This is a genomic window from Nocardia blacklockiae, assembly GCF_015477355.1.
GTDB lineage: Bacteria > Actinomycetota > Actinomycetes > Mycobacteriales > Mycobacteriaceae > Nocardia > Nocardia blacklockiae.
On sequence record NZ_JADLRJ010000009.1, the window covers coordinates 252,678 to 275,796 of the forward strand.

The window sequence follows — 23,119 nt, forward strand, 5'->3', positions numbered from 1 at the left end:
CGGGCGCACCTCGAGTTCCATATCGTGGGATCGCCGGAGTCTTTCGATAGACAAGATCTCTGATAGCTGGGAGTATGCCCGCGTCGGAAACGATGGATATTCGGGCTGGTGATCCCACCCGGTGTCATCGCGAGCAGTGGACGACGCCGCCTCCGACGCGGCGGCCGGTCAACGAGGGGGTCGTGTGGCGACGACTGCGCAATTGAGGGCGGTGCTGGCGGTGCTGCAGGCGGGCGCGAACGGCGCCGCCATCGACGGCCTCGCGCGGGATCCGTCGATCGAGCATGCCGAGCTGGCGGGTTTGCTGCACCGGCTGATCAGCAACGAGCTGCGCGAGGTGATCGTGGCGGCCCCGCTCGGCGAGACCGGGCGGCGCTGGTCGGCCGCCGCGACGGTGCCCGCGTCGCCGGGCGAGACGACGCTGTCGGAGCAGGCGCAGTTCGACGCGCGCTGGCTGCGGGACCGGATCGCCACCCTGGTGTCGCGCAGCGGGCCCGAGCCGATCCCGGCGCTGCTCGCCGCCGCCGTGCAGGCCGTGGACGCGGCCACCGCGTTGCTGGCGTTGGCGCGCGACCCGCACGGCGACGGCAGCGACGGTGCCTGGCAGGCCGCTATCGACGATCTCGCCACGGCGTTCCACCTGGTCAACGATGAACACAACAGCGTGACCCGGCCTATTCGATAGGCCGGGTTCACGCTGCGGCGGGCGTCCGCTCGCGGTCGGGGGTTCTCCGCAGCGCCACGAAGGCCGCCGCGAACAGCGCGACCGTCAGCCAGACGTAGGCATTGTGATAGAAGACCTGAAGGTGCCAGCGGGGCGGCAGATTCAGCACGCTTGCGAGCATCGGGTCGTAGAAGGCCAGTACGCCGCCGGACGCCACCACCGCGGCGACCAGCCAGCCCAGCGGCGCGGCCAGGCCGCGGCGGCGCACGGCGAGATCGGTCAGATAGATCAGCAGCGGTGCCAGCCAGACCCAGTGGTGCACCCAGCTGTACGGGGACACCGCGGTGGTGGTGAGCCCGACCAGCACCACGGCCGCCAGCTCGTGCCCGCGCCGCGACAGCGCGCGGGCCAGCGCTAGGCACAGCCCGGCCAGGACCACGGCACCCAGCAACCACAGCAGCTGGTGCTCGCCGCCGACGCCCACGGTCCGGGCGATCATGCCGCGCAGCGATTCGTTCTGCGGATTCTCCGGGACGCCGACCCGGGTGGGATCGGCGAACGCGCCGCGCCAGTAGGTGAGCGAATCCTTCGGCAGCGCAACGAGACCGATCAACACGGTCGCGGCGAAGGCGCCGGTCGCCGTCGCCGCGGCCCGATAGCGGCGGGTGACCAGGAGATAGACCACGAAGAAGGCGGGGGTCAGTTTGATCCCGGCGGCGATCCCGGTCAGCACGCCCTTCCAGCGCGAGGAGTCCGGCAGCGCCAGGTCGGCGAGTACGAGCAGCAGCAGGAAGATGTTGATCTGACCGAAGGCCATGGTCTCGCGCACCGGCTCGCACCACAGCAGCAGTCCGGCGATCGGCAGGCTCGCCACCGCCAGCCGCAGGTCGCGGCGGTAGCCGAGCATCGACAGCGCCGCCCAGCAGGACGCGGCCAGCAGCGCGAAATTGCCGAGCGCGCCCGCATAGCGGAACACGTCACCGCTCAACGCGACCAGCGGCGTGAACAGCAGCGCCGAGAACGGGGTGTAGACGAACTCCCACACGCCGCGCGTATTGCCCAGCAGCGGGGTGTCGTAGACCGAGATGCCGTCGGCCGCCCGGTTCCCGGCGATCTGATACACCTTCAGATCCATCAGGTGCATCATCACCTGCGGCGTCGTGACCACCTGTTTCAGCCAATACCCGCCCGCGATTCCGCCGAGCGCCAGCAGGACCCAGAACGCGCCGGCGGGCAGCGGCCGACGCCGCGCTGCTGTTCTTTCCGAGGACGGCGCTACCGCGTCCTCGATCGTCGCCAGCGACACACACCCTCCCAACGATCGGGCTCCGGACCGGCCCCACGGTAACCGCATCCACCCGGCACATGCCAGTCGCGCTTTCGTCGTCCGGGCGCAGGCCGGTCGCGCTTTCGTCGTCCGGGCGGCAGGCCGGTCCCGCCGTCGTCATCCCGGCACGTTTTTGGCCGGGATCCACTCGTCAAGCCTCGCCCACGACCGTGCCGACCATCTTGCGCACGGCCCGCGCGTCCGGGCGGGCTCCGGTCCGGTCGGCGAACAGGAGGTGGCCCGCGCCGACCAGCATGGGGGCGAGGCCGTCGACGTCGGTGTCCGCGGGGAGGCGGCCCAGCGTCCGCTCGGCGGCCAGATACTCGGCGATCATGGTGGCGGCGTCGGTGAGGACCGGGACGCCCGCGGGCCAGGTGGTGCGCAGCCGGGCGCGCAGTTCGTCGCGGAAGGTGACCAGCGGGACGATCGCCACGGCCACCGACTCGAACACCGCGCTCAGCGCACCGGCGAGATTGTCGACGACGGTCCCGGACCCGGCCGACGCGAGCAATTCCGTTGCCTGCGGGGCCATCCGGTGCACCCGGTCGAGCACGAACTCGGCCAGGAAGGCGTCGAAGTCGGCGAAGTGCCGATGCAGCACGCCCTTGGCGCACCCCGCCTCGGTGGTGACGGCGCGGCTGGTCAGTGCGCTCGGCCCGTCCCGGAGCAGGATGCGCTCGGCGGCGTCGAACAACTGCTCGCGCACGTCGCGCAGGGCGACTCCGGTCGGCATGCGACGACTCTCCTTCTGCCGTGGGCGAATTCGGCCTCGAGTGGGCACTTGCCCACTTAGAGTGGGCGCATGACCACTCTACCGCCGGGGCCGGATCGCCCCGCTGCCACCGAACCACACCGGCACCGCCGGGTCGCCGAGTCCTTCGGCACGGACGCGCCGCGTTACGACCGCGCCCGGCCGAGCTATCCGCAGGCCTTGATCGACTGGCTCGTCGCCGCGAGCCCCGGGCCCGACGTCCTCGATGTCGGTTGCGGCACCGGCATCGCCGCGCGGCAGTTCCGCGACGCGGGCTGCCGGGTGCTCGGCGTCGAACCCGATGCGCGGATGGCGGAATTCGCCCGCGGCACCGGACTCGAGGTCGAGGTCGGCACCTTCGAGGACTGGGACGCGGCGGACCGCGGCTTCGACGCCGTGGTCGCGGCGCAGGCCTGGCACTGGGTGGACCCGGTCGCCGGCCCGGCCAAGGCGGCCCGGCTGCTGCGGACGGGCGGGCGGCTGGCCGTCTTCGCGCACGTCTTCGAGCCGCCGCGGCCGGTGGCGGGTGCGCAGCTGGCGGCCTTGCGGCGAGCCGTTCCCGACTCCCCGTTCGCGCAGGGTGTCGAGTCGCCGGGCGGCATCGTCGAGGCCTACCGGCGCGGCTTCGAGAAGTTCGCGGAAGACATGCGCGCGGCCGGCGCTTTCGGCGAACCGGAACACCGGCGCTTCGGCTGGGAGCGCACCTACACCCGCGCCGAATGGCTGGACCTGACCCCGACGACCGGCGCGCTCACCCGGCTGCCGCGCGAGACCCTGGCCGAGGTGCTGGCCGAGATCGGCGCGGCCATCGACGAGCTGGGCGGCAGCTTCACCATGTCGTTCACGACCTTGGCCGTCAGCGCCCCGAAACTCTGACGTCTTCCCTGTTCAGCGCGCTGCGAACACGGATATAACGAATGTGCTATTGACAACTGGCGCATTCATGACTGATGCTGACCGCATGGCTGAACCAAGGTCAACGGTGACCTCCCCGGCCGTCCCCGCATCGGCCTCGCCGCAGGCACGTCTCGCGGCGGCGGCGTCGGTACTGGGCGTCCGGCAGATCAACGCGCTGCTGCCGCGCAATCGAGTCGGCATCCGCGCCGGCCGGAGCCTGATCGCGACGATCATGGCGACCTTCGGACCCACTCTCCCCGGAACCCGCGTGCAGGCGGTGCGTTCCGACTCGGTGCGCGGGGAATGGGTGCGGGCCGCGGGCGTGCCGCACGGCGACCGCGCGATCTACTACGTGCACGGCAGCGGTTACGTGGTGTGCTCCGCGCGGACCCACCGCGGCCTGGCCTCGCGGCTGTCGAAGGTGACGGGCCTGCCGGTGTTCGTGGTCGACTACCGCCTAGCGCCCGAGCATCCCTTCCCCGCGGCCGCCGACGACGTCGCCGCCGGATACCGCTGGCTGCTCGGAAACGGTTACCGCCCAGCGGATCTGGTGATCGGCGGCGACTCGGCGGGCTGCCACCTGAGCTTGGACCTCGCGTTGCAGAACCTCGCGTCCGGCCGCCCACAACCGGCGGGGGTGTTCATGTTCTCGCCGCTGCTGGACCCCACCCTCACCCTGGCCGAACAGCGCGATCGGGTCCAGCCCGACCCCATGGCCCCCGCCCGGGTCGGCCGGCGGCTGATCGAGCTCTACACCGCGGGCGAGCCCGCGCACTCGCCGCGCCTGCGGCTGACCGTGCCGCCCGGCGCCGCGCTGCCGCCGCTGTTCGTGCAGGCCAGCGCGGGCGAGATGCTCAGCGACGACGCCCGGCAGCTGCACGCCATGGCCACCGCCGCCGGGGTGCCGTGCGAGCTGGAGCTGTGGCCCGGCCGCATCCATGTCTTCCAGGCGCTGCCGCTGCTGGTGCCCGACGCCGTTCCGGCCCTGCGCCGCACCGCCGATTTCGTCGCCTCCGCGCTCGCGGACGCGAATTCCCTACCGCGAGAACGGGTGAGCTGACATGTGGATTCTCGACAACCTGCGGGCGGCGCTGAGCGGTCCCGGCCGCAGCCGGGCCGCGCGGGCGGTCGTCACCGGGGCGGGCAGCGGCATCGGCCGCGCCTTCGCCCTCGAACTCGCCGCCCGCGGCGGTGACGTGCTGTGCGCCGACATCGACGTCGAGCGCGCCGAGGAGACCGTCCGGCTGATCCGGCGCGTGCACGGCGCCACCGCGCACGCCTTCCGCTGCGACGTCTCCCGCCGCGCGGACGTGGAGAGCCTGGCGCTGCACGCCGAACTGATCTTCGGCGGCCCGCCCACCCTGGTGATCAACAACGCGGGCGTCGGCATCGGCGGAAAACCCGTGGGCGACATCGGATTCGACGACTGGCAGTGGGCCCTGGGCATCAACCTGTGGGGCGTCGTGCACGGCTGCGAGATCTTCGCGCCGCAACTGCGCGCGGCCGGGCGCGGCGGCATCATCAACGTCGCGTCGGCCGCCGGTTTCGCCGCCGCGCCCGGCATGGCCGTCTACAACGTGTCCAAGGCCGGTGTGCTGTCACTGTCGGAGACGTTGGCCGCCGAGCTGTCCGGCAGCGGCGTCGCGGTCACCGTGCTGTGCCCGACCTTCGTGCGCACCAACGTCGTCGCCGACGGCCGCATCACCTCGGCGTCGACCACACTGGCCGAGACGCTCATGCGGCTGACCGGCTTCTCGCCCGAACGCGTCGCGAGCCTGACGCTCGACGCCCACGACCTCGGCCGGCTCTACGTGCTGCCGCAGCTGGACGCGCACCTCGTCTGGCACCTCAAGCGGCATTTCCCGGCCCTCTACACCCACGCCCTCGGTGTCCTGAACCGCGTTCTGCCGCAGAACGATTCGGCATCCGGCTCCGCCGCGGGCGCGGCCATCGAGAAGACAGGAGTATGACATGGCCTTCGATTTCGACGCCATGCTCGGCAAGATCAAGGCCCGGCAGTGGGCGCTGGCCGACATCGACTGGGACGCACCGGGAGCCGAGCTCATCGACCCCGAACTGCACGCCAAGCTGAAGCCGTTCATGGCCGATCTGATGTGGATCGAGAACGTCGGCGCGCGCGGCTTCGCGGCCATGGCCAAGAAGGCGCCCACCGAGACGTTGAAGGAGATCTACCGCTACTTCCACGCCGAGGAACAGCGGCACGCCAACGCTGAACTGGCGCTGATGCGGCGCTGGGGCATGCTCGACGGCGACGTCGTCCCGGAGCCGAACATCAACGTCAAACTGGTGATCGACTTCCTGGACAAGCATTCCGACGAGATGTCGCTGTCGTTCCTGGGCACCGTCATCCCGATGCTCGAGGTGGCCCTCGACGGCGCGCTGATCAAATTCGTCACCGACGAGATCGCCGACCCGGTCGCGCAGGAGGTCTTCAAGAAGATCAACGCCGACGAATCCCGGCACCTGGCCACCGATTACGCGGTCATGGAGCTGCTGGGCCACGCCACCGCGCGCAAGCTGTTCATCGATCTGGTCGGCGGCTGGGCGAAGCCGTCGTTCCTGGTCGGCGTGCTCAGCTACGTGCCGCTGCTGAACAAGATGCGCGACAACATCGTCGAGATGGGGGTCGACGAGGAGAAGCTGTACGCGGCGATGCGCAAGTTCAAGGCCGTCGGCGAGCGCACCCCGATCGCGAATCGGGTGCCGATGTACCGCATCGTCAAGATGCACAGCGGCTGGGTGATCAACCGCGGCCACCCGTACCACCTGTTCGCCGACGCCATGGTCAAGGTGACCGCACGCATTCCGGACCGTTTCCTCCCGCCGCAGCCCACGTGGTCGAAGGAACTGACCTACGAGCCGGTCGCATGAGCGCCGCGGGCACGCCGCTGGACGTGGCGATCATCGGTGCGGGCTTCGCCGGCATCGGTGCCGCGATCCGGTTGCGGCAGAAGGGGATCGGCAACTTCGCGTTGTTCGAGCGCGGTGACCGGGTGGGCGGCACCTGGCGCGACAACACCTACCCGGGCGCCGCCTGCGACATTCCCTCGCGGCTGTACTCCTACAGTTTCGCGCCGAATCCGGAGTGGTCGCGGACCTACTCCGGCAGTGCGGAGATCCTCGGCTACATCGACTCGATGGTCGCCGAGTTCGGCATCGGGCCGCGGATCCGGTTCGGGCACAACGTGTCCGGGCTGGCGTTCGACGAGCAGGCCGGGCTGTGGGAGGTGTCGTTCGCCGGGCCGCAGCGAAAGGTGCTGGCGCGCACGGTAGTGCTGGCCTCCGGGCCGCTGGCCAACGCCGGGCTGCCCGACATCCCGGGCATCGACACCTACGAGGGCCACAAGATCCACAGTGCCCATTGGGATCACGACTACGACTTCACCGGCAAGAAGGTGGCCGTCGTCGGCACCGGCGCCAGCGCCGTGCAGATCATCCCCGAACTGGTGCGGCAGGCCGGGTCGGTGAAGGTCTTCCAGCGCACGCCGGGCTGGGTGCTGCCGCGGGTCAACCGGCGCACCGGCGAACTCACCAAACAGCTCTACCGCCAGGTGCCTGCGGCCCAGTCGCTGGCCCGCGAGGCGTGGTTCTGGGGACACGAGTCGGTGGCGCTGGGCGTGGTGTGGAATTCGCCGCTGACCCGGGTGGTGGAGTCGGTGGCGTTGCTGCACTTGCGTTCTCAGGTGCGCGACCCGTGGCTGCGCCGCCAGCTGACCCCCGACTTCCGGGCGGGCTGCAAACGCCTGCTGATGAGCAGCGACTACTACCCGGCCCTGCAGCGCGACAACTGCAAGCTGATCACCTGGCCGATCGCGGAGATCTCCCCGCACGGCATCCGCACCGCCGAGGGCATCGAGCACCGGTTCGACTGCATCGTGTTCGCCACCGGATTCGAGGTGTCCAAGCAGGGCACGCCGGTGCCGGTGACCGGGCGGGACGGTCGCGTGCTGGCCGACGAATGGCGCCGGGGCGCTTACGCTTTCAAGAGCGTCACGGTCGCCGGGTACCCGAACCTGTTCCTCACCTTCGGGCCCAACTCCGGCCCCGGGCACAACTCGGCGCTGGTGTACATGGAGGCGCAGATCGATTACCTGACCGACGCCATCGGTATGGTGCTCGACCGCGACCTGCGCATGCTGGAGGTGCGCCGCGAGCGCCAGGACCGCTACAACGCGCGACTGCAGCGGCGGCTGACGGCGACCACGTGGAATTCCGGTTGTCGCAGCTGGTATCTCACCGAGGACGGCTTCAACGCCACCATGTATCCCGGCTTCGGTTCCCAGTACACGCGCGAACTCGCGCGCGTCGATCCGCGGGACTACGTGCTGACGCCCCGCGAGCCGGCGCACGCCGCGGGTGTCGAGGGCCGGACGACCGTGCCGCTCGGCTAATGTCGACACGGAGCGTGCTGCCCGTGCCCGCGGTGCTGACCCGCACCCGGGCGTGGGCCGCGCGCGTCGTCGGCGAACGGCTGGGAGAAGGGACGGGCGAGGCAGAGATGGCGGAGTACCGCATCGACGAACTCGCCCGTGCCGCCGGCACCACCAGTCGCAACGTGCGCGCCTACCAGGAGCGCGGCCTGCTACCCACGCCGACGCGGCGCAGCGGCCGCGCGCTCATCTACGACGACAGCCACCTGGCCCGGCTGAAGATCATCGATGCGCTGCTGCAGCGCGGCTTCACCACCGCGCACATCGCCGACTTCATCACCAGCTGGGAGACCGGCAAGGATCTCACCGAGATCCTGGGCCTGCAGCACGCGGTCACCGCGACCTGGGGGAAGGCCGAGGAACCGCTCGAGGTGCCGCGCGAACTGGTGGACACCTTCCTCGGCGACGCCGACGGCCGGCCGGTGCCGGGCGAGGATCTGGACCGGCTCGCCGCGCTGGGTCTGGTGCGATTGCAGGGGGAGACGGTCGAATTCACCCGGCCCGAACTGCTGGAGACCTTCGCCGAACTGAGCACCTACGGGTTCGGCCTGTCCGGGCTGATCGATCTGCAGGCCGCGGTGGTGGACCGCCTCGAGGACATCGCCCGCCTGATGGTCACCGCCGCCAAGGACCACATCGTCGACCAGCACGGCCCCGGCTGGCTCCCCGACTCCGACGCCGAGATCGCCGAGACCACCAAGATGCTCAACCACCTGCGCGACCTCGGCACCCGCGCCGTACGCAGCAGCCTCGACCAGGCCTTGGACAGCGTGCTGCGCAACGAACTGAGCGCCTACCTCGCCGACGCCGCCGCCAAACACGCCGACGGCTGAGCGAAACTCCCTCGCGCCGCGGGACGCCGGTGGGGTTACCCACGAAAGCGAGTCCCCGGTATGGAACGAATCGAGAGTGCGGCGAACACGCTGAGGTTTTCAGCATTCCCGACGCGAATTCCCAGCAATAGAGATATCTTCCGATTCCATTAGGGGTCTGTCACCACACACCTGCTCTTTCCTGTGAACAGCTGTATTATCAGATCCAATTCGAAAGCCTGACGGACACAGCCGTATTCGTGAGGAGGGGGATCGGCGTGCAGGTGAATCCAGACGCTTTACGCGCGTGGGCGAAATGGCTGGACGGATTATCGGGGGAGATCAGGGGCCTGGCCGACGGCTTCGGCACGGCGGCGACGGCCGATCCGTTCCCGGGCACGACCCTGGCCACCGCCGTCTACGCCGTGCGTGACGAAGTGAAATCCTCGCTCGTCTCGTTTTCCGGCCGTACCGCCGAGATGGCGCAGATCGCCAGGGGAATCGGCGGTGGATACGAGATCGAGGACAACGATTTCGCCCTCCGGCTGCGAGCGATGGGCGGACTGCCGTGAGCCCGCGTCCGACGCTGCTGATCTCCCAGATCGAGAACTGGAACACCGGAGTACTGGCGACGGACGCGACCACGATGGCCGAACTGGTGACCAAGGCCGACGAAATGCTGCACTCCATGCTCACCACCCAGGACGACCTCGCCGAGTCCTGGCGGGGCGCCGGTGCGGACGCCGCGGCGGCGCGGGTGGTGAGCGAGAAGACCGCCGGCAGTCACATCGTGGGGCAGATCAGCAACCTCAGAGGCGCGTACACCACACACCAGACGGCGTTGACCGACGCGAAGAACCTGGTCGTCACCAAGCGGAATCTGTTTCGTGACACTCGCGGGTTCGACGTCCGAGATGATGGCACGGTGACTGCCGAAACCAAGATCCGGCAGCTCGAGGCCGCGGGCAAGGATCGCGGCGACGTGGCCGGAGCACGCATCGATCTGATGTACGAGGCCGGCCAATGCCAGTTGGAGCTGTTGTCCGCGTTGCAGAACGCCGACAATGCCGCCACCGCCGCCAGGACCCAGATCGAACTCGCCAAAGCGGAATTGGGAAGGGTGGCGCTGAGCGAGGCGCCCTCGAAGGAGATCCGGGCACTGTTCTCAGGCCCGGCGCAGCCGGGAACAGCTGCGCCCGCGCCTTCCCCGATCGTCGGTGAGGCCTGGAAGTTGCAGCAGGGCATCCCGATTACCCTCACCAATCCGGACGGCTCGGTCAAAACCGTCACACCGAATCCCGACGGCACCATCACCGTGGCGACATCGGCGCAGCAGCCGGACGGTTCGATCCTCACGACCGAAACCACGGGCACCCGCCCGCCCGTCACGACCGTGGCCACCTCGCGTTCCGACGGTTCCGGCATCGTCGACCTGACCGTGACGACCGCGGACGGCACCGGTCGGCAACTCCGAAAGTTCCCCGAGAACGGGGGAATTACGAGCACATTCGCGGTGGGCGCGGACGGCTCGCAGATCAGGGTGTCGTCGTCCTACCCGCTGAACGGCGGCACGGTCACCGACAGATACGGCGCGAACGGTGTGATCGACCGCCAGTGGGAACGTCCCGACGGGTTTCGCGCCTTCGAGCAATACGTGCCCGCGCCGGACGGAAAGCCGATGCTGGTCGGCACCGCGAATTCGGCGGGCATGCAATCGGTGCAAAACCCGGACGGCACGATCACCACCTTTTTCCCGGACGGGAGGACCGCGCATACCGAACAGTTCGCGGATGGCCGCATCATCACGAAGTTCCCGGACGGGTCGATGCTGGATTTCGACCCGGCCGCGGCACCGCCCGGCACTCCGCGGCCGACCGTATGGGATACGACGAAGGCGTGGACGGAGACCCAGTGGATCAGCTTCGCCGACTCCACCGGGGAGAATGTCACCCGGCATCCGTGGATGACGGCGTTCTCCGGGGCAACGGCGGCCGGAGGTGAAATGGCATCCCGGGCAGCCCCGTACATGGCGGAGCAGGTGCAGCACGCGGTATCCGACTCGTATGCGCATCAGGTACGTGCGCTCGACTTACTGGATTCCGGAACACCGGGGGCCGGGCACGCTTTCGTCGGTGCCATGGACTCCGCCACCGATGCCGCGTCGAAGGCGCAGTTCGCCCGCTGGCTGGAGCCGGAAGGCAGATTCCTCGGCGGATGGCCGTTGGGTGCGGCCGTCAATGCCTATGTCAATTGGGACGATTGGAAAAATTACGGGAAGCCGTTCGACGAGGCCGCCGCGAATACGGTGGGAAGTACGGTCGGCGGTTCCGCGGGGGCCTGGGGCGGAGCGCTGGTCGGTATGGCGGTGTGTGCCCCGGCGACGCCGATCGGACAAGCCTTCTGCGCGGGTATCGGCGCCGGGCTGGCCGGGTTCGCGGGCGGCGCGTTCGGAGGCTGGGCGGCCGAGCAGCCGTTCAAGTAGGGCACGGCAATCAGGAGGTACGGATTGTCCGCAGGAGACGCGAAACGCGAGGCGCCGCTGCTCGATTGGCCGGACGAGTGGGGCAGGGAGCGATTACCCGGCCGGCTGATCGCCGCGCTGCTCATTCTCGTGTCGATAGTTCTGATCTCGGTTCCCTACACGCTGAGTTACATCGAGAAGGACGAACCGCTGCGTTCGGCGCTCGGTGTCCTGGGCGGCCTGGTGTGTTTCAGTATGCTGCTGGCGTTCGTGCCGCGGCTCAAGGTGCGACGGAAATACATCGCACCGAGTCTGAAGATCCGCAGAATCCCGGAACAAGGACCCGGTCTCCGCGCCGACGTGCATTCCTCGTGGCGGCCACTGCTTTTCGCATGGCTCGTGCTGGGGGCCGCATTTCTGGTGTTTCGCGGCATCCTCTTCGCGTCCGACCTCGACGAGGCGGCGGGTTCGGCGCGCAGGGGGATGGACGCGGGCGGATTGATTCTCGTCGTATTGGTTTTCGCGATGATCGTGCTGCTGGCTCTCTACCTCTTCGCCGGTCGCAGCCGACGGTACTTCCTCGCGATGTCGGAGTACGGAATCTCGCAGGCGCTCGGTCGCACGGTACGAACCCTGCGGTGGAACGACGTGGCGGCGGTCCAGCCGATCCTGTTGAACAACAACCACACTGTCCGCATCACCCCTGTTCCGGGAAGCAAAGTTCACGTGGATACCGGACGTAGCCTGATCGACCGTATGCAGCGGGGCTTGCTGGAAGGGGCGATCGACGTTCCGGTAGGAACGCTCGGCATCGATCCCGCGCTGATGCTGCATGTGATCCGGTTCTATTGGCTGCATCCGCGTTCCAGGCACGAGCTGACATCGGAGTCGGTCATCGACCGCATGCGCCGCGGCGATCTACCGGGCTGAGGCCGCTAGCTCAGGTCGTTCAAGGCTGCCTCTATGGCGCGGTGGAAAGTGGGGTAGGCGTAGATCATTCGGCGGAGGGTGGTGGTGGGGACCTCGGCGTGGACGGCTACGGCGAGGGCGGAGAGGACCTCGCCGCCGACGGGGCCGATGGCGGTGGCGCCGATGAGGATGCCGCGGTCGGCGTCTTCGACGAGTTTGATGAGGCCCTCGTTGCCGGACTTGTGGATCCAGCCGCGGGTGGAGGCGGCGGCGTCGGTGCTGCCGGTGCGGACGGTGCGGCCGGCCTCGCGGGCCTGGGCCTCGGTGAGGCCGACCGCGCCGACCTCGGGATCGGTGAAGGTGACGCGGGGGACGGCGTGGTAGCTCGCCGCCTCCGAGCGGTCGCCGAGGATGTCGGCGGCGGCGATGCGGGCCTGGTACATGGACATGTGCGTGAAAGCGCCCTTGCCGGTGATGTCACCGATGGCCCAGACACCGTCCGCGGCGCGCAGGTGGTCGTCGACCTCGATGCCCCGGGCGGATTCGTCCAGCCCCACCGCGCCGACGCCGAGGGCGGCCAGGTCGGTCTTGCGGCCGGTCGACACCAGCAGTTGCGCCGCGCGCAGCGGTTCGCCCTCGCTCAGGTGCACGGTGAACCGGTCGCCGTCGTGTTCGACGCGGGTGGCCTCGGCTCCGGTGCGGATCGAGATGCCTTCGTGGGCAAAGACTTCGGCGATCAGGTCGGCCGCTTCGGGCTCTTCCTTGGGCAGGATGCGGTGCGGCACGACGATCGTGACGTCCGCGCCGAAGCGCGCGAAGATCTGCGCGAATTCCATGCCGACGGGGCCGCCGCCGAGCACGATCAGCGAATCGGGGACCGCGGTGGCGGTGACGGCCTCCCGGTTGGTCCAGTACGGGGTGCCGGCCAGGCCGTCGAGCGGCGGCACGGCCGGCGCGGTCCCGGGGTTCAGCACGATCGCGCGTTCGGCGCGGAATACCCGCGGCCCTTCGGCGGTGTCCACGGTGACCTCGCCGGGCGCCGAGATGCGGCCCCAGCCGCGCACGAAGCGCCCGCCGGACTTCTCGAATCGTTCCACCGCGACCGTGTCGTCCCAGTTGTCGGTGGCCTCGTCGCGAATCCGGTCGGCGACCGGCCGCCAGTCCGGCCGCACCTCGGCCGATCCCGCCAGCTCGCCGATCCGGCGGCCCTCGGCCAGCGCACCCGCCGCGCGCACCATCATCTTGGTGGGCACGCAGGCGTAGTAGGGGCATTCCCCGCCGAGCAGCCGCCCCTCGACGCCGACGACGGCGAGTCCGGCGGTGGCCAGCCGCGTCGCGACGTCCTCCCCACCCGGACCCATCCCGATCACCACGGCATCCACGGTCTCGATCGACATGCGCGCACTCCCTCGATTCGGCGGCAACGGCTCGCTGCGGTGCGGTCTGGCACCGCCTCCAGACTCCCACGACTCGCCGCGAATGTGGGGAATCGCCCCCCGGCCCACGACGGCGCTTCGTGCGCGGCCGCCTCTGTCTCACATGGATGATTCGTTAAGCCGAGGCCCGCTCGCGGGGAACCAGCAGTGCCAGCAGGGCGATGAGGAGTCCGCCGCCGAGCAGGTACAGGCCCCAGGCCCCGCTCAACAGGTGGCGGTAGTCGTCGCGCAGCGGGTCCTCGTACCGCTGATACAACCGCCAGGTGAGTACGCCGATCGTCACCAGCCCGGCGAGCACGCCGAGCCAGCCCAGCGCCCGCGAACCGAACAGCGCGGCCAGCAGCACCACGGCGGCGATCACCAAGATGACCAGCGCCGCAGACGTCTGTAGCGCGGCCGACTGACCGCCCAGCTGAGCGAGGGAGCGGTCGGCGGGGAAACCGTCGCGCAGGTCGACCAAGCGCACGTCCCGGGCGTCGACCGAGCCGACGAGCGGGCCGAACGCGGCCACGGCGAGCGCGATCGCGCAGGCGAACAGCACCAGATGGACGAAAGTGCGCATACACCACGGTATTGCTTCCCGGCCCGCCCGGCGCGGAATTGTCGCGATAATGCCACGCCGAATGCCGGACAGCGGAACCGATCAGGTCAGGTGCACCCAGTGCCCGACCGACGGCACGCCCGCGGTGTCCACGGCGAACACGAGATACCAGCCCGGCGGAGCCAGGGCGGGATCCGACGGCAGGGCCAGCGAGACCGAGCCGGGCGCGGTGACCGTGACCGGCAGATCGACCAGCCGCTGGTCGTTGTTGCTGGAATGCGTGCACGAGGTGGGATGCACCAGGCAGGCGTCGCGCAGCGTCGCCGAGGTCGTGGCGGTGAGCGCCGTGCCGTACGTGGCCGTGTCGGTGGACAACTGGAGTTCCGGCCGCCGCCCCCGGAAAAGGTATGGCGGCCAAAACATCTCGATGCGCAGTTCCTCGGTCTTGCGCTGCGGATTGGAGCCCGCGGTGAGCACCCTGCCATCCGGCGTCAGCAGCGCGACCGAATGGTACAGGCGCGGAACACGTTCCGGCGCGGTGTGCATCCACCTGCCCGCGTCGGGGTCGAGCAGTTCCGCGTGCGCGGGCGCCATGTCGGCCATCTCCTCCATCGCCGAGCCGCCCGCGACCAGCACCGTGCGGTCCGGCAGCAGTACCGCGCTCAGATGCATCCGGGGGTGGTTCATCTTCGGCCCGGGTTCGTACGCGGGCGTGGGGGCGCTCAGGTCCACGATTCTGGTGTCGTCGAGAACCGTTGTGGCCGAGTGGATGTCGTACCCGCCGCCGCCGAGGATCATGACGCGCTGCCGCTGGGCGGGCGGCAGCAGCACACTGCTGGACTGGTTGCGCGCCTCCGGATCGGTCAGCCCCGCCACCACGGTCACCGCGCCGGTGGCCGGATCCCAGATCGAGGGCCGCATGCCGTTGTTGCCGCCCATCTGGCCGCCGGTGTAGAACAGCCGCCCGTCGGCGAGCAGGATCAGGTGGCCGTACATCGGGATCGGCCCGGGCACCGGCAGTTTCGACCACGTCTGCGTCGCGGTGTCGAACAGTTCCGGCACCTCGGACAGGAAGTTGTCGGTGCCCAGCCCCGACGCCGCCACCACATTGCCGTCCGGCAGCTTGGCCAGCGTCGGATACCAGCGCCCGAAGGCCATGTCCGGCACGCGGTTCCAGGTCAGCGCGGCCGGATCGAAGAGCAGCGCGTCGGTCAGGCCGTAGAAGGGGTCGTAGCGCCCGGTGCCGCCCACCGCGAGCAGCCGGCCGTCCGGCAGCAGGGTGTGGCCCGCGCAGAACATGTCGATGGGCGTCTCCGGCGCGGCCAGACCAGCGCGCGGGTAATGCCAGACGCGCGTGCGGAATTGGTGTGCGTCGAGCCGGTCCGGGTCGTTGCCCGAGCCCGCGAAGAACAGCACGTCGCCCGTGTGCAGCAGCGCCGCGTGCACCGGATTGATCTCGGTGCCGAAATCCAGGATGCGCCAAAGCCCTTCGTGCGCCGCGTGATCCAGGTCCGTTTCCGGCGCGATCACGCGCAGGTAGCCGGCGTTGCCGCCCTGCGGGTGGTCGACGGTGGCGACCACCAGTTCCGGGCCGTCCGCGGTGCCGAGCAGGGCGATCGCGACGCCCTGGTTCTGGGTGAAACGCCAATCCGGCACGATGGACCAGCGGCTCCAGCCGTCGAGGCAGTGCCCGCTGCCGTCCAGGCCCCAGCCGATCGTGTACACCCCCGCGTTGCCCTGCGCCGGGTGGTCGACGGTGAACACGATCAGTTCCGGCCGGCCGTCGCCGTCCAGGTCGGCGGCGGTGAGGCCCGCGCCCTGGTTCTCCCAGCCGTACCAGTCCGGCACCGGCACCCACGGCGTCCACTCGGCGACCGTGCCGTCGGCGGCCAGGCCCTTGCCCAGGCGGAACTGCCCGGAGTTCGGGCCCTGCGGGTCGTCGACGGTGAGCAGGACCAGCGTGGGCCGATCGTCGACGGTGGTCACGCAGATGTCGGCGCCCTGGTTCTCCCAGCCGTACCAGTCGGGGACCTGCTGCCACGGCGTCCAGCCGCCGGTGACGGCGCCGTCGGCGGCCAGGTCCCGGCCGATCCGGAAGTAGCCCTGGTTCTGGCCCGCGGGATTGTCGACCAGGAACACCACGAGGTCCTGCTGCCCGTTGCCGCTGAGGTCGGCGAGCGCGATGCCCGCGCCCTGATTCTCCCATCCCCACCACTCGGGGACGGAAAGCCATGGGCCCCAGGACTTTACGGAGCCATCCGGCTGGAGGCTCGCGCCCACCCGATAGAACCCGGCGTTCTGCCCGTCGGGATCGTCCACCCGCAGCACCACCACATCGGGGGTGCCGTCGCCGTCGAGGTCGGCGATCGCGATCCCGCAGTCCTGGTCCTGTTCGGACCGCCAGTCGGGGATCGGCACGAAATCTCCTGCCACACTGCCAGTTTGATCTCTCGGCGAGTTCCCGTCGAGTGATCTCCGCGAATCGATGCGCGAAGGGCCGGAACCCGCGAGTCGGGGGTGGTGCGCGGCGCGCCGTGCACCCCGCCGCTGAACTGCGAAGACGGCGCGAGCGCACGTATTTCGGTAGCTTTGTGGCGGTCCAGGGGGTCGCTGAACCGGTCGGCGTGGCGACCGCGGCCGAGCGTGCGGGAGACAGCGAGGACAGCATGGCCGATACCGAGGTCTCGAACCGGATCGAAGAGGTGGGGGAGGATTTCCACCGCGACCCGCACCGCTACTACGCGCGCTGGCGCACACGCGGCCCGGTGCACCGGGTGCGGTTCTCCGACGGTGTCTCGGGCTGGGTGATCATCGGCTATGCCGAGGGCCGCGCGGCGCTGACCGATCCGCGCCTGCGCAAGAGTGCCGCGGGCATCTACGAGATCTTCCACGACCGCCGCGATTCGGCGCTGGTGGCCAACGCCGACGCGCAGGCGCTGGCGACGCACATGCTCAACAGCGACCCGCCCGACCACACCCGGCTGCGCAAACTGGTGACGAAGGCGTTCACGCCGCGGCGGGTGGCGGCGCTGCGCCCGCGCATCGAGCAGATCACCGCCGACCTGCTCGACGAGATGGCCGCCCGCCCGGAGGTGGACCTGCTGGCGGCCTTCGCGAATCCGTTGCCGGTCACGGTGATCTGCGAGTTGCTCGGCGTGCCCTACCGGGACCGCACCGATTTCCAGGCGTGGACCCGGGTGCTGGTCGGTTCGGTCGGCGGTGTCGCCGAGCGCAACGTGGCATCGAACGCGATGGCGGGATATCTGCGAAAACTGGTGGCGGACAAGCGCGAATCGCCCGGTGACGATCTGCTGTCCGGCCTGGTGCACGTCAGCGAAGGCGACGATCAGCTGTCGGAGTCGGAACTGGTGGCGATGGCGTTCCTGCTGCTGGTCGCCGGGCACGAGACGACGGTGAACCTGATCGGCAACGGCGCTTACGCCTTGCTGCGCAACAGATCTCAGTTCGACGCGCTGCGCGCCGATCCCGAGGGCGTGCCCGCGGCGGTGGAGGCGTTCCTGCGCTACGACGGCCCGGTCGGCTGGGCGACGGTGCGCTACACCGGCGAACCGGTGGAGATCGCGGGTGTGCGGATCCCCGCGGGGGAGCTGGTCTACGTCGCACTGGCCGCCGGGAACCACGATCCGGCCCGCTACGCCGACCCCGACCGGCTGGACATCACCGCGGATTCGTCGGGGCACCTGGCCTTCGGGCACGGCATCCATTTCTGCGTCGGTGCGCCGCTGGCCCGGCTGGAGGCGGAGGTGGCGTTCACCCGGTTGCTGCAACGCTTTCCGGGCCTCGAACTGGTGGAGCCGTTCGTTCCGCGGTGGCATCACGGGGCGCTGATCCGCGGCATGCACGAGCTGCCCGTGCGAGTGGGCGAGCGAGTCGGGTAGGTGGGGAGAGGGACGGATCGAGCGCGATCGGCTGTCGTACGGCGGTCCGTACGAGAGAATCTAGCCGACGAAGGAGTCCCTATGGAAACGATTGTGTCCGTCACCGGCGGCAAGGTCAGGGGCCGCCTCGACGGCGGGGTCAGCAGCTTCCTCGGCATCCCGTACGCCGCGCCGCCCGTCGGGCCGGCCCGGTTCGACGTGCCGCGGCCGGTGCGGGAGTGGGAGGGGGTGCGTGCGGCCGTCGAATTCGGTCCGACCTGCGTGCAGTCGCCGTATCCGGCGCCCATCCACGCGCTCATCGGCAGCGACGGCATCCCCGGGGACGAGTACCTGAACCTGAATGTGTGGACGCCCGACGCGGGCGGTTCGGGCCTGCCGGTGCTGGTGTGGATCCACGGCGGCGCGTTCGTTCGCGGCTCCAACGCGCGCGCGATCTACGACGGCACCGCCTTCGCCCGGGACGGTGTGGTCCTGGTGTCGATCAACTATCGCCTCGGGATCTCCGGCTTCGCGGCCGTGCCGGGCGCGCCGCTCAACCGCGGGCTGCGCGACCAGATCTTCGCGTTGCAGTGGGTGCAGGAGAACATCGCGGGCTTCGGCGGAGACCCGGGCAATGTGACCGTGTTCGGTGAGTCCGCCGGCGGGATGAGCGTGGTCGACCTGATCGCCTCGCCGGCGGCGCGCGGACTGTTCCGCCGGGCGATCGCGCAGAGTGCCAACGGTTCCGCGGTCGCGGAGGCCGACGACGCGCGGAAGGTGGCGGAGAATCTGGCCACCACGCTCGGGATAGCGCCCACCGTCGAGGAATTCGGGGTGCTCGAGCCGGAACAGTTACGCACGGTGCAGGATTCGGTCGCCCTGGAACTGATGACCGATCCCGACCCCGCCCGCTGGGGCGCCACCATCATCCGCAACGGGCTGGGGGTGCTGAGTTTCTTCCCGGTGATCGACGGTGAACTGCTCACCGGCCGCCCGACGGATGTCATTGCCGCCCAACCGGATCGGACGGTGCCGCTGATCACCGGCTGGACCGCCGAGGAATTCCGCTTCTTCACCTTCCCCACCGGTCTGGCCGCGGGCATCACCGCGGACACCCTGCCGCTGGCACTGGCCCGGTACGGCGTGGACGCCGCGGTGGCCGAGCGCTACGCCGCCAACCGCCCGCACGCCTCCGCGGCCGACGTCTTCGCCGCCGTCGTCACCGACCTGGTGTTCCGCGACGACGCCGTCCGCCTCGCGGAATCCACCGCGGCCGCGGGCAACCCGGCCTACGTCTACGAATTCGCCTGGCGCTCCACCCTTCCCGACCTCGGCGCCTGCCACGTCATGGAGGTCCCGTTCGTCTTCGACCGAATCGCCCACGCCCACACCCTCACCGGCCCCAACCCACCCCAGCGCCTCGCCGACGAGGTCCACCGAGCCTGGGTCCGCTTCGCCACCCACGGCGACCCCGGCTGGTCCCGCTACGCCCCCACCCACACCGTCCGCATCTTCGACACCCCGGAGTCCCACGAGGTAGCCGACCCTCAAGCCGACGAATTACGGGCATTACGAAGGGGTTCGGCACACGGGTGAGAGCCGCCGCCGACGACGGCGGGTAGGACGGCCCCGGACTCGCTACTGGCGGTGGTGGGGACGGGGGCGGTCCTGCCAGCGGGGGTTGTTCTCGTCTCGGCGGTAGACGGCTATCTGGCCGGGGACGGAGAAGCGGAGGCGGGTGCATTCGCCGATTACTTCGCCGTCGGTGGCCAGGGGCTGGGGTTCGGGGAGACGGACGGTGAGGGCGGCGACCATTTGCTCGCCGTAGACCTTGCTGTGGCCGATGGCGGCCAGCAGCAGGGCTACCGCGGCGCGGGTGCGGGAGAACTTCAGGTCGGCGCGGAGCCAGCGGACGTCCAGGAGGCCCGAATCCAGACGGGAGCGGAAGGCCGGGACCGCGCCGGGCGGATCGTAGGAACCGTTGCCCACGAACACGAACCACACGGTGCGGCGACGGCCGTTCAGTTCGATGCGAATCGGTTCGGCGCGGCGCAGCGTGACCATGAGCGCCGCCGCGAAGGCCGGCCACTTGCCCCAGCGGCCCTCCCACTTCTCGCGCAGCCGCACCAGGTCGGAGTACGCGCCGAGGCTGGCGGTATTGATCCAGTACTGGGTGCGCGAGTCCGCGTGATCGCCGTACTCGACGCTCGCCACGTCGACCGACACCGCCTCCCCGGCGCCGGTGGCGTCCACGACCTCGCGCAGGTCGTACACGCCGACGTCGCGGGCGAAGTGATTGAGGGTGCCGGTCGGGATGACCACCAGCGGCAGCCCGTACCGCAGCGCCACCGCGGCGATCGAGGAGACCGTGCCGTCCCCGCCCGCGACGCCCACCGCGGCGGGCGGGTCGGGGCGGTCGGCCAGTTCGCGCTCCAGCTGCTCGACGCAGTCCACGCCGGGCTCGGTGCGCAGCACGGTCGCCATCGGCAGTGCTCGCGCGACGTCGTCGGTCGGGTCGTAGCCGGGCGTGCCGGACATCGGGTTCACCATCACGACCAGGCCCTTGCCGTCGACCAGCACGGGCGCCTCGCGCACCGGCCGCGCCTGCGCCTCGTCCGAGTGCCGCACCGGCCACCACCGCCGGGTCGCCAGCGCGATGCCGCTGCCGACCGCCGCGCCGACCAGCACGTCGGAGGTCCAGTGCACGCCGGTGTGGATCCGCGAATAGGCGACCGTCGCCGCCAGCGGCGCCACCACCCGCGCGCTGCGCGGGCTCTCCATCGCGACCGCGGTGGCGAACGCGGCCGCCGAGGCGCTGTGCCCGGACGGGAAGGACGACGAGATCGGCCGCCGGATCAGCCGCCGGTCCAGGGGCAGCAGTTCCGGCCCCGGGCGACGCCGCCCGACGACCGTCTTGAACGTGTTCGCGCTCAGCGTGGCGCCACCGAGCGCCACCACCCCGCGCAGCGCGGCCCGTCGCGTCGCACCCTTGCGGGTGGCCAGCACCGCCGCGATGCCCAGCCACAGCAGGCCGTTGTCGGCGGACCGGGTCAGCCGCAGCATGCCGCGGTCGGCGGCCGACACCGGCAACAGCGCCACTCCCGCACTCACCGCCCGATCGAACCGGCTGACCGGGCCGGACTTCCGTCGCAACCACTTCCTCACCGAGTCGACAGTACCGGCGGCCCCGGACCACGCCCCATCCCCGCCACGAGAAGTTCTGCCCCACAGCACCTTCGAGCCCACCCCGGCCCCCGAATTCCGTTGCGGCGCGGTTGCGTAGGCCCGTCACGAATCGGAGGACCCGGCTCCGGTCGGGTTAGGCTGGCATATGACCCTGTCGCGCCGGGAGCTGCTGAGATTCGGGACCGCGGGGTCGGCCGCGCTGCTCGCGGGGGTGGCGTCGGGGGCGAGCGGGCCGTTCGCCGCGCCGCGGCGGCTCGGGGACGATCCGTTCTCGCTCGGGGTGGCTTCCGGTGATCCCGCGCCCGACGGCGTGGTGTTGTGGACGCGGCTGGCGCCCGATCCGCTCGCGCCCGACGGGCTCGGAGGGATGGCGCTGGCTCCCGTGACCGTCGATTACGAGGTCGCCGACGACGAGAACTTCCGGCGGGTGGTCGCTCGCGGCGCGGTGGTCGCGACGCGCGAGTTCGCGCACAGCGTGCATCCGGAGGTGCGTGGCCTGGCACCGGATCGCTGGTACTACTACCGCTTTCGCGCGGGCGCGGCGCTCTCGCCGGTGGGCCGGACCCGCACCGCCCCGGCGCCCGGCAGTCCCACGGCCCGGCTGCGGTTCGCGTTCGCCTCCTGCCAGTCCTGGAGTTCCGGCCACTTCACCGCCTACGAGCACATGAGCGCCGAGGACCTGGATCTCGTTGTGCACCTGGGCGATTACATCTACGAGCGGGCCTGGGTCCTGGCCCGCGCCGGGGCCACGATGGACCGCCTGTTCCGCACCGAGGCGGTCGACCTGACGGGTTACCGCCTGCGCTACGCACAGAACAAGGCCGAACCCGCGCTGCGGGCCGCGCACGCCGCGTTCCCCTGGCTGGTCACCATGGACGACCACGAGGTCGACAACAACTGGGCCGGAGACTCGCCCGGCCTCGGCTTCGACATCTACCGGATCCCGGCGCTGTTCCGCCGCCGCCGCGCGGCCGCCTTCCAGGCCATGTACGAGCACCAGCCGCTGCGCCTGGCCCAGCTGCCGTCCGGACCCGCCATGCGCCTGCACCGCCGCTACCGCTTCGGCGATCTCGCCGAGATCACCATGCTCGACACCCGCCAGTACCGGACCGCCCAGGCCTGCGGCGACGGCAGCCTGACAACCGACTGCCCCGAGCGGTTCGCCACCGACCGCACCATCCTCGGTGCGCGGCAACGGGACTGGCTGATCGACGGCCTCGCCGCATCGCCGGCGCGCTGGCAGATCATCGGAAACCAGGTGGCGATGGCCCAGTCCGACTACGACCCGGGCCCGGCCACCGCCGTGGGCACCGACTCGTGGGACGGCTACGTCGCCGACCGCAACGCCGTGCTGGGCGCGGCCGCCGACCGCGGCGTGCGCAATGTCGTGGTGATCACCGGCGACCGGCACGAGAACTACGCCGCCGACCTGCGCCGCGACTACGCCCGCCCCGAATCACCGGTGGTGGCCGCCGAATTCACCGGCACCTCGATCACCACCAACGGCGACGGCGCCGACCTGACCGACCGCGGCCGCGCCCTGCTCGCGGCCAACCCCGACCTGAAGTTCTTCAACGGCCGGCGCGGCTACGTGCGCGTCGACCTCGATCACGGACTGTGGCGCAGCGACTTCCGGGTCGTGCCCTTCGTGCGGCACCCGGGCGCGCCGATCACCACCTGCGCGCGATGCGTTGTGCGGGACGGCGTTCCGGGCACCGTCGTGGCGGAACACGCGCCGAGCGCGACCGCCGATGCCGCCGAAAGCGGAGTAGCACAGCGCAGTCCGCGCCCGCCCGGCTAGTTGCC

19 protein-coding genes are annotated in these 23,119 nt (G+C 70.3%); 13 read left to right on the forward strand and 6 right to left on the reverse strand.

Annotated features, from left to right (window positions below; translation table 11 throughout):
- Window positions 1–184 precede the first annotated feature (184 nt).
- Entirely contained in the window at window positions 185–685 is a 501-nt protein-coding gene (locus tag IU476_RS25890) for a hypothetical protein (RefSeq protein ID WP_195104280.1), read from the forward strand.
- A 7-nt stretch (window positions 686–692) separates the two neighbouring features.
- On the opposite strand, the gene IU476_RS25895 is transcribed toward IU476_RS25890, so the two are convergent.
- Complete coding sequence (locus IU476_RS25895; RefSeq protein ID WP_324194315.1) at window positions 693–1,970, reverse strand: glycosyltransferase 87 family protein; 1,278 nt, start codon at window positions 1,968–1,970, stop codon at window positions 693–695.
- Window positions 1,971–2,142: 172 nt separating this feature from the next.
- On the reverse strand, window positions 2,143–2,724 hold the full coding sequence (locus tag IU476_RS25900; protein WP_195104283.1) for a TetR/AcrR family transcriptional regulator: 582 nt from the start codon (window positions 2,722–2,724) through the stop codon (window positions 2,143–2,145).
- Window positions 2,725–2,793: 69 nt separating this feature from the next.
- On the opposite strand from IU476_RS25900, the gene IU476_RS25905 reads away from it, so the two are divergent.
- The 9 genes from IU476_RS25905 (at window position 2,794) to IU476_RS25945 (ending at window position 12,293) form a co-directional block, all read left to right on the forward strand.
- Complete coding sequence (locus tag IU476_RS25905) at window positions 2,794–3,618, forward strand: class I SAM-dependent methyltransferase (RefSeq protein WP_195104285.1); 825 nt, start codon at window positions 2,794–2,796, stop codon at window positions 3,616–3,618.
- A gap of 85 nt (window positions 3,619–3,703) precedes the next feature.
- Window positions 3,704–4,699, forward strand: a complete 996-nt coding sequence (locus IU476_RS25910) for an alpha/beta hydrolase (RefSeq protein WP_195104286.1) — start codon at window positions 3,704–3,706, stop codon at window positions 4,697–4,699.
- Between the two features lies 1 nt (window position 4,700).
- A complete protein-coding gene (locus IU476_RS25915; RefSeq protein ID WP_195104287.1) occupies window positions 4,701–5,609 on the forward strand; it encodes an SDR family NAD(P)-dependent oxidoreductase in 909 nt (302 codons plus the stop codon).
- 1 nt (window position 5,610) lies between these two features.
- Window positions 5,611–6,531 (forward strand): ferritin family protein, encoded by a 921-nt coding sequence (locus IU476_RS25920; protein WP_195104288.1) that lies wholly within the window; start codon window positions 5,611–5,613, stop codon window positions 6,529–6,531.
- Window positions 6,528–8,051 (forward strand): flavin-containing monooxygenase, encoded by a 1,524-nt coding sequence (locus IU476_RS25925; protein WP_195104289.1) that lies wholly within the window; start codon window positions 6,528–6,530, stop codon window positions 8,049–8,051. Before IU476_RS25920 ends, IU476_RS25925 begins: the two co-directional genes overlap by 4 nt.
- The gene (locus IU476_RS25930) at window positions 8,051–8,923 is read left to right on the forward strand and encodes a MerR family transcriptional regulator (RefSeq protein ID WP_324194317.1); all 873 of its coding nucleotides are present in this window, start codon (window positions 8,051–8,053) and stop codon (window positions 8,921–8,923) included. The genes IU476_RS25925 and IU476_RS25930 overlap by 1 nt, the downstream gene beginning before the upstream one ends.
- Before the next feature lie 257 nt (window positions 8,924–9,180).
- Window positions 9,181–9,474, forward strand: a complete 294-nt coding sequence (locus IU476_RS25935; RefSeq protein ID WP_195104290.1) for a hypothetical protein — start codon at window positions 9,181–9,183, stop codon at window positions 9,472–9,474.
- On the forward strand, window positions 9,471–11,384 hold the full coding sequence (locus tag IU476_RS25940) for a hypothetical protein (RefSeq protein WP_195104291.1): 1,914 nt from the start codon (window positions 9,471–9,473) through the stop codon (window positions 11,382–11,384). Before IU476_RS25935 ends, IU476_RS25940 begins: the two co-directional genes overlap by 4 nt.
- A gap of 24 nt (window positions 11,385–11,408) precedes the next feature.
- Window positions 11,409–12,293 (forward strand): hypothetical protein, encoded by an 885-nt coding sequence (locus tag IU476_RS25945; RefSeq protein WP_195104292.1) that lies wholly within the window; start codon window positions 11,409–11,411, stop codon window positions 12,291–12,293.
- Window positions 12,294–12,298: 5 nt separating this feature from the next.
- Here IU476_RS25945 and IU476_RS25950 read toward each other — a convergent pair whose 3' ends face one another.
- From IU476_RS25950 to IU476_RS37115, 3 genes are all read right to left on the reverse strand, one after another.
- Window positions 12,299–13,669: a dihydrolipoyl dehydrogenase family protein gene (locus IU476_RS25950; RefSeq protein WP_195104293.1), complete on the reverse strand. Its 1,371-nt coding sequence runs from the start codon at window positions 13,667–13,669 to the stop codon at window positions 12,299–12,301.
- Between the two features lie 154 nt (window positions 13,670–13,823).
- On the reverse strand, window positions 13,824–14,270 hold the full coding sequence (locus IU476_RS25955) for a hypothetical protein (RefSeq protein WP_195104294.1): 447 nt from the start codon (window positions 14,268–14,270) through the stop codon (window positions 13,824–13,826).
- 81 nt (window positions 14,271–14,351) lie between these two features.
- Complete coding sequence (locus IU476_RS37115) at window positions 14,352–16,682, reverse strand: galactose oxidase-like domain-containing protein (protein WP_195104295.1); 2,331 nt, start codon at window positions 16,680–16,682, stop codon at window positions 14,352–14,354.
- Between the two features lie 233 nt (window positions 16,683–16,915).
- Here IU476_RS37115 and IU476_RS25965 point away from each other — a divergent pair, with 233 nt between their 5' ends.
- Window positions 16,916–18,148, forward strand: a complete 1,233-nt coding sequence (locus IU476_RS25965) for a cytochrome P450 family protein (RefSeq protein WP_195104296.1) — start codon at window positions 16,916–16,918, stop codon at window positions 18,146–18,148.
- Between the two features lie 81 nt (window positions 18,149–18,229).
- Entirely contained in the window at window positions 18,230–19,723 is a 1,494-nt protein-coding gene (locus IU476_RS25970; protein WP_195104297.1) for a carboxylesterase/lipase family protein, read from the forward strand.
- 42 nt (window positions 19,724–19,765) lie between these two features.
- Here the strand turns inward: IU476_RS25970 and IU476_RS25975 are convergent, their stop codons facing one another.
- Entirely contained in the window at window positions 19,766–21,292 is a 1,527-nt protein-coding gene (locus IU476_RS25975; RefSeq protein ID WP_324194318.1) for a bifunctional phosphatase PAP2/diacylglycerol kinase family protein, read from the reverse strand.
- Window positions 21,293–21,458: 166 nt separating this feature from the next.
- On the opposite strand from IU476_RS25975, the gene IU476_RS25980 reads away from it, so the two are divergent.
- Window positions 21,459–23,114 carry an alkaline phosphatase D family protein gene (locus IU476_RS25980; protein WP_195104298.1) on the forward strand — a complete coding sequence of 552 codons (1,656 nt, stop codon included), beginning with the start codon at window positions 21,459–21,461 and terminating at the stop codon, window positions 23,112–23,114.
- Window positions 23,115–23,119: the final 5 nt, after the last annotated feature.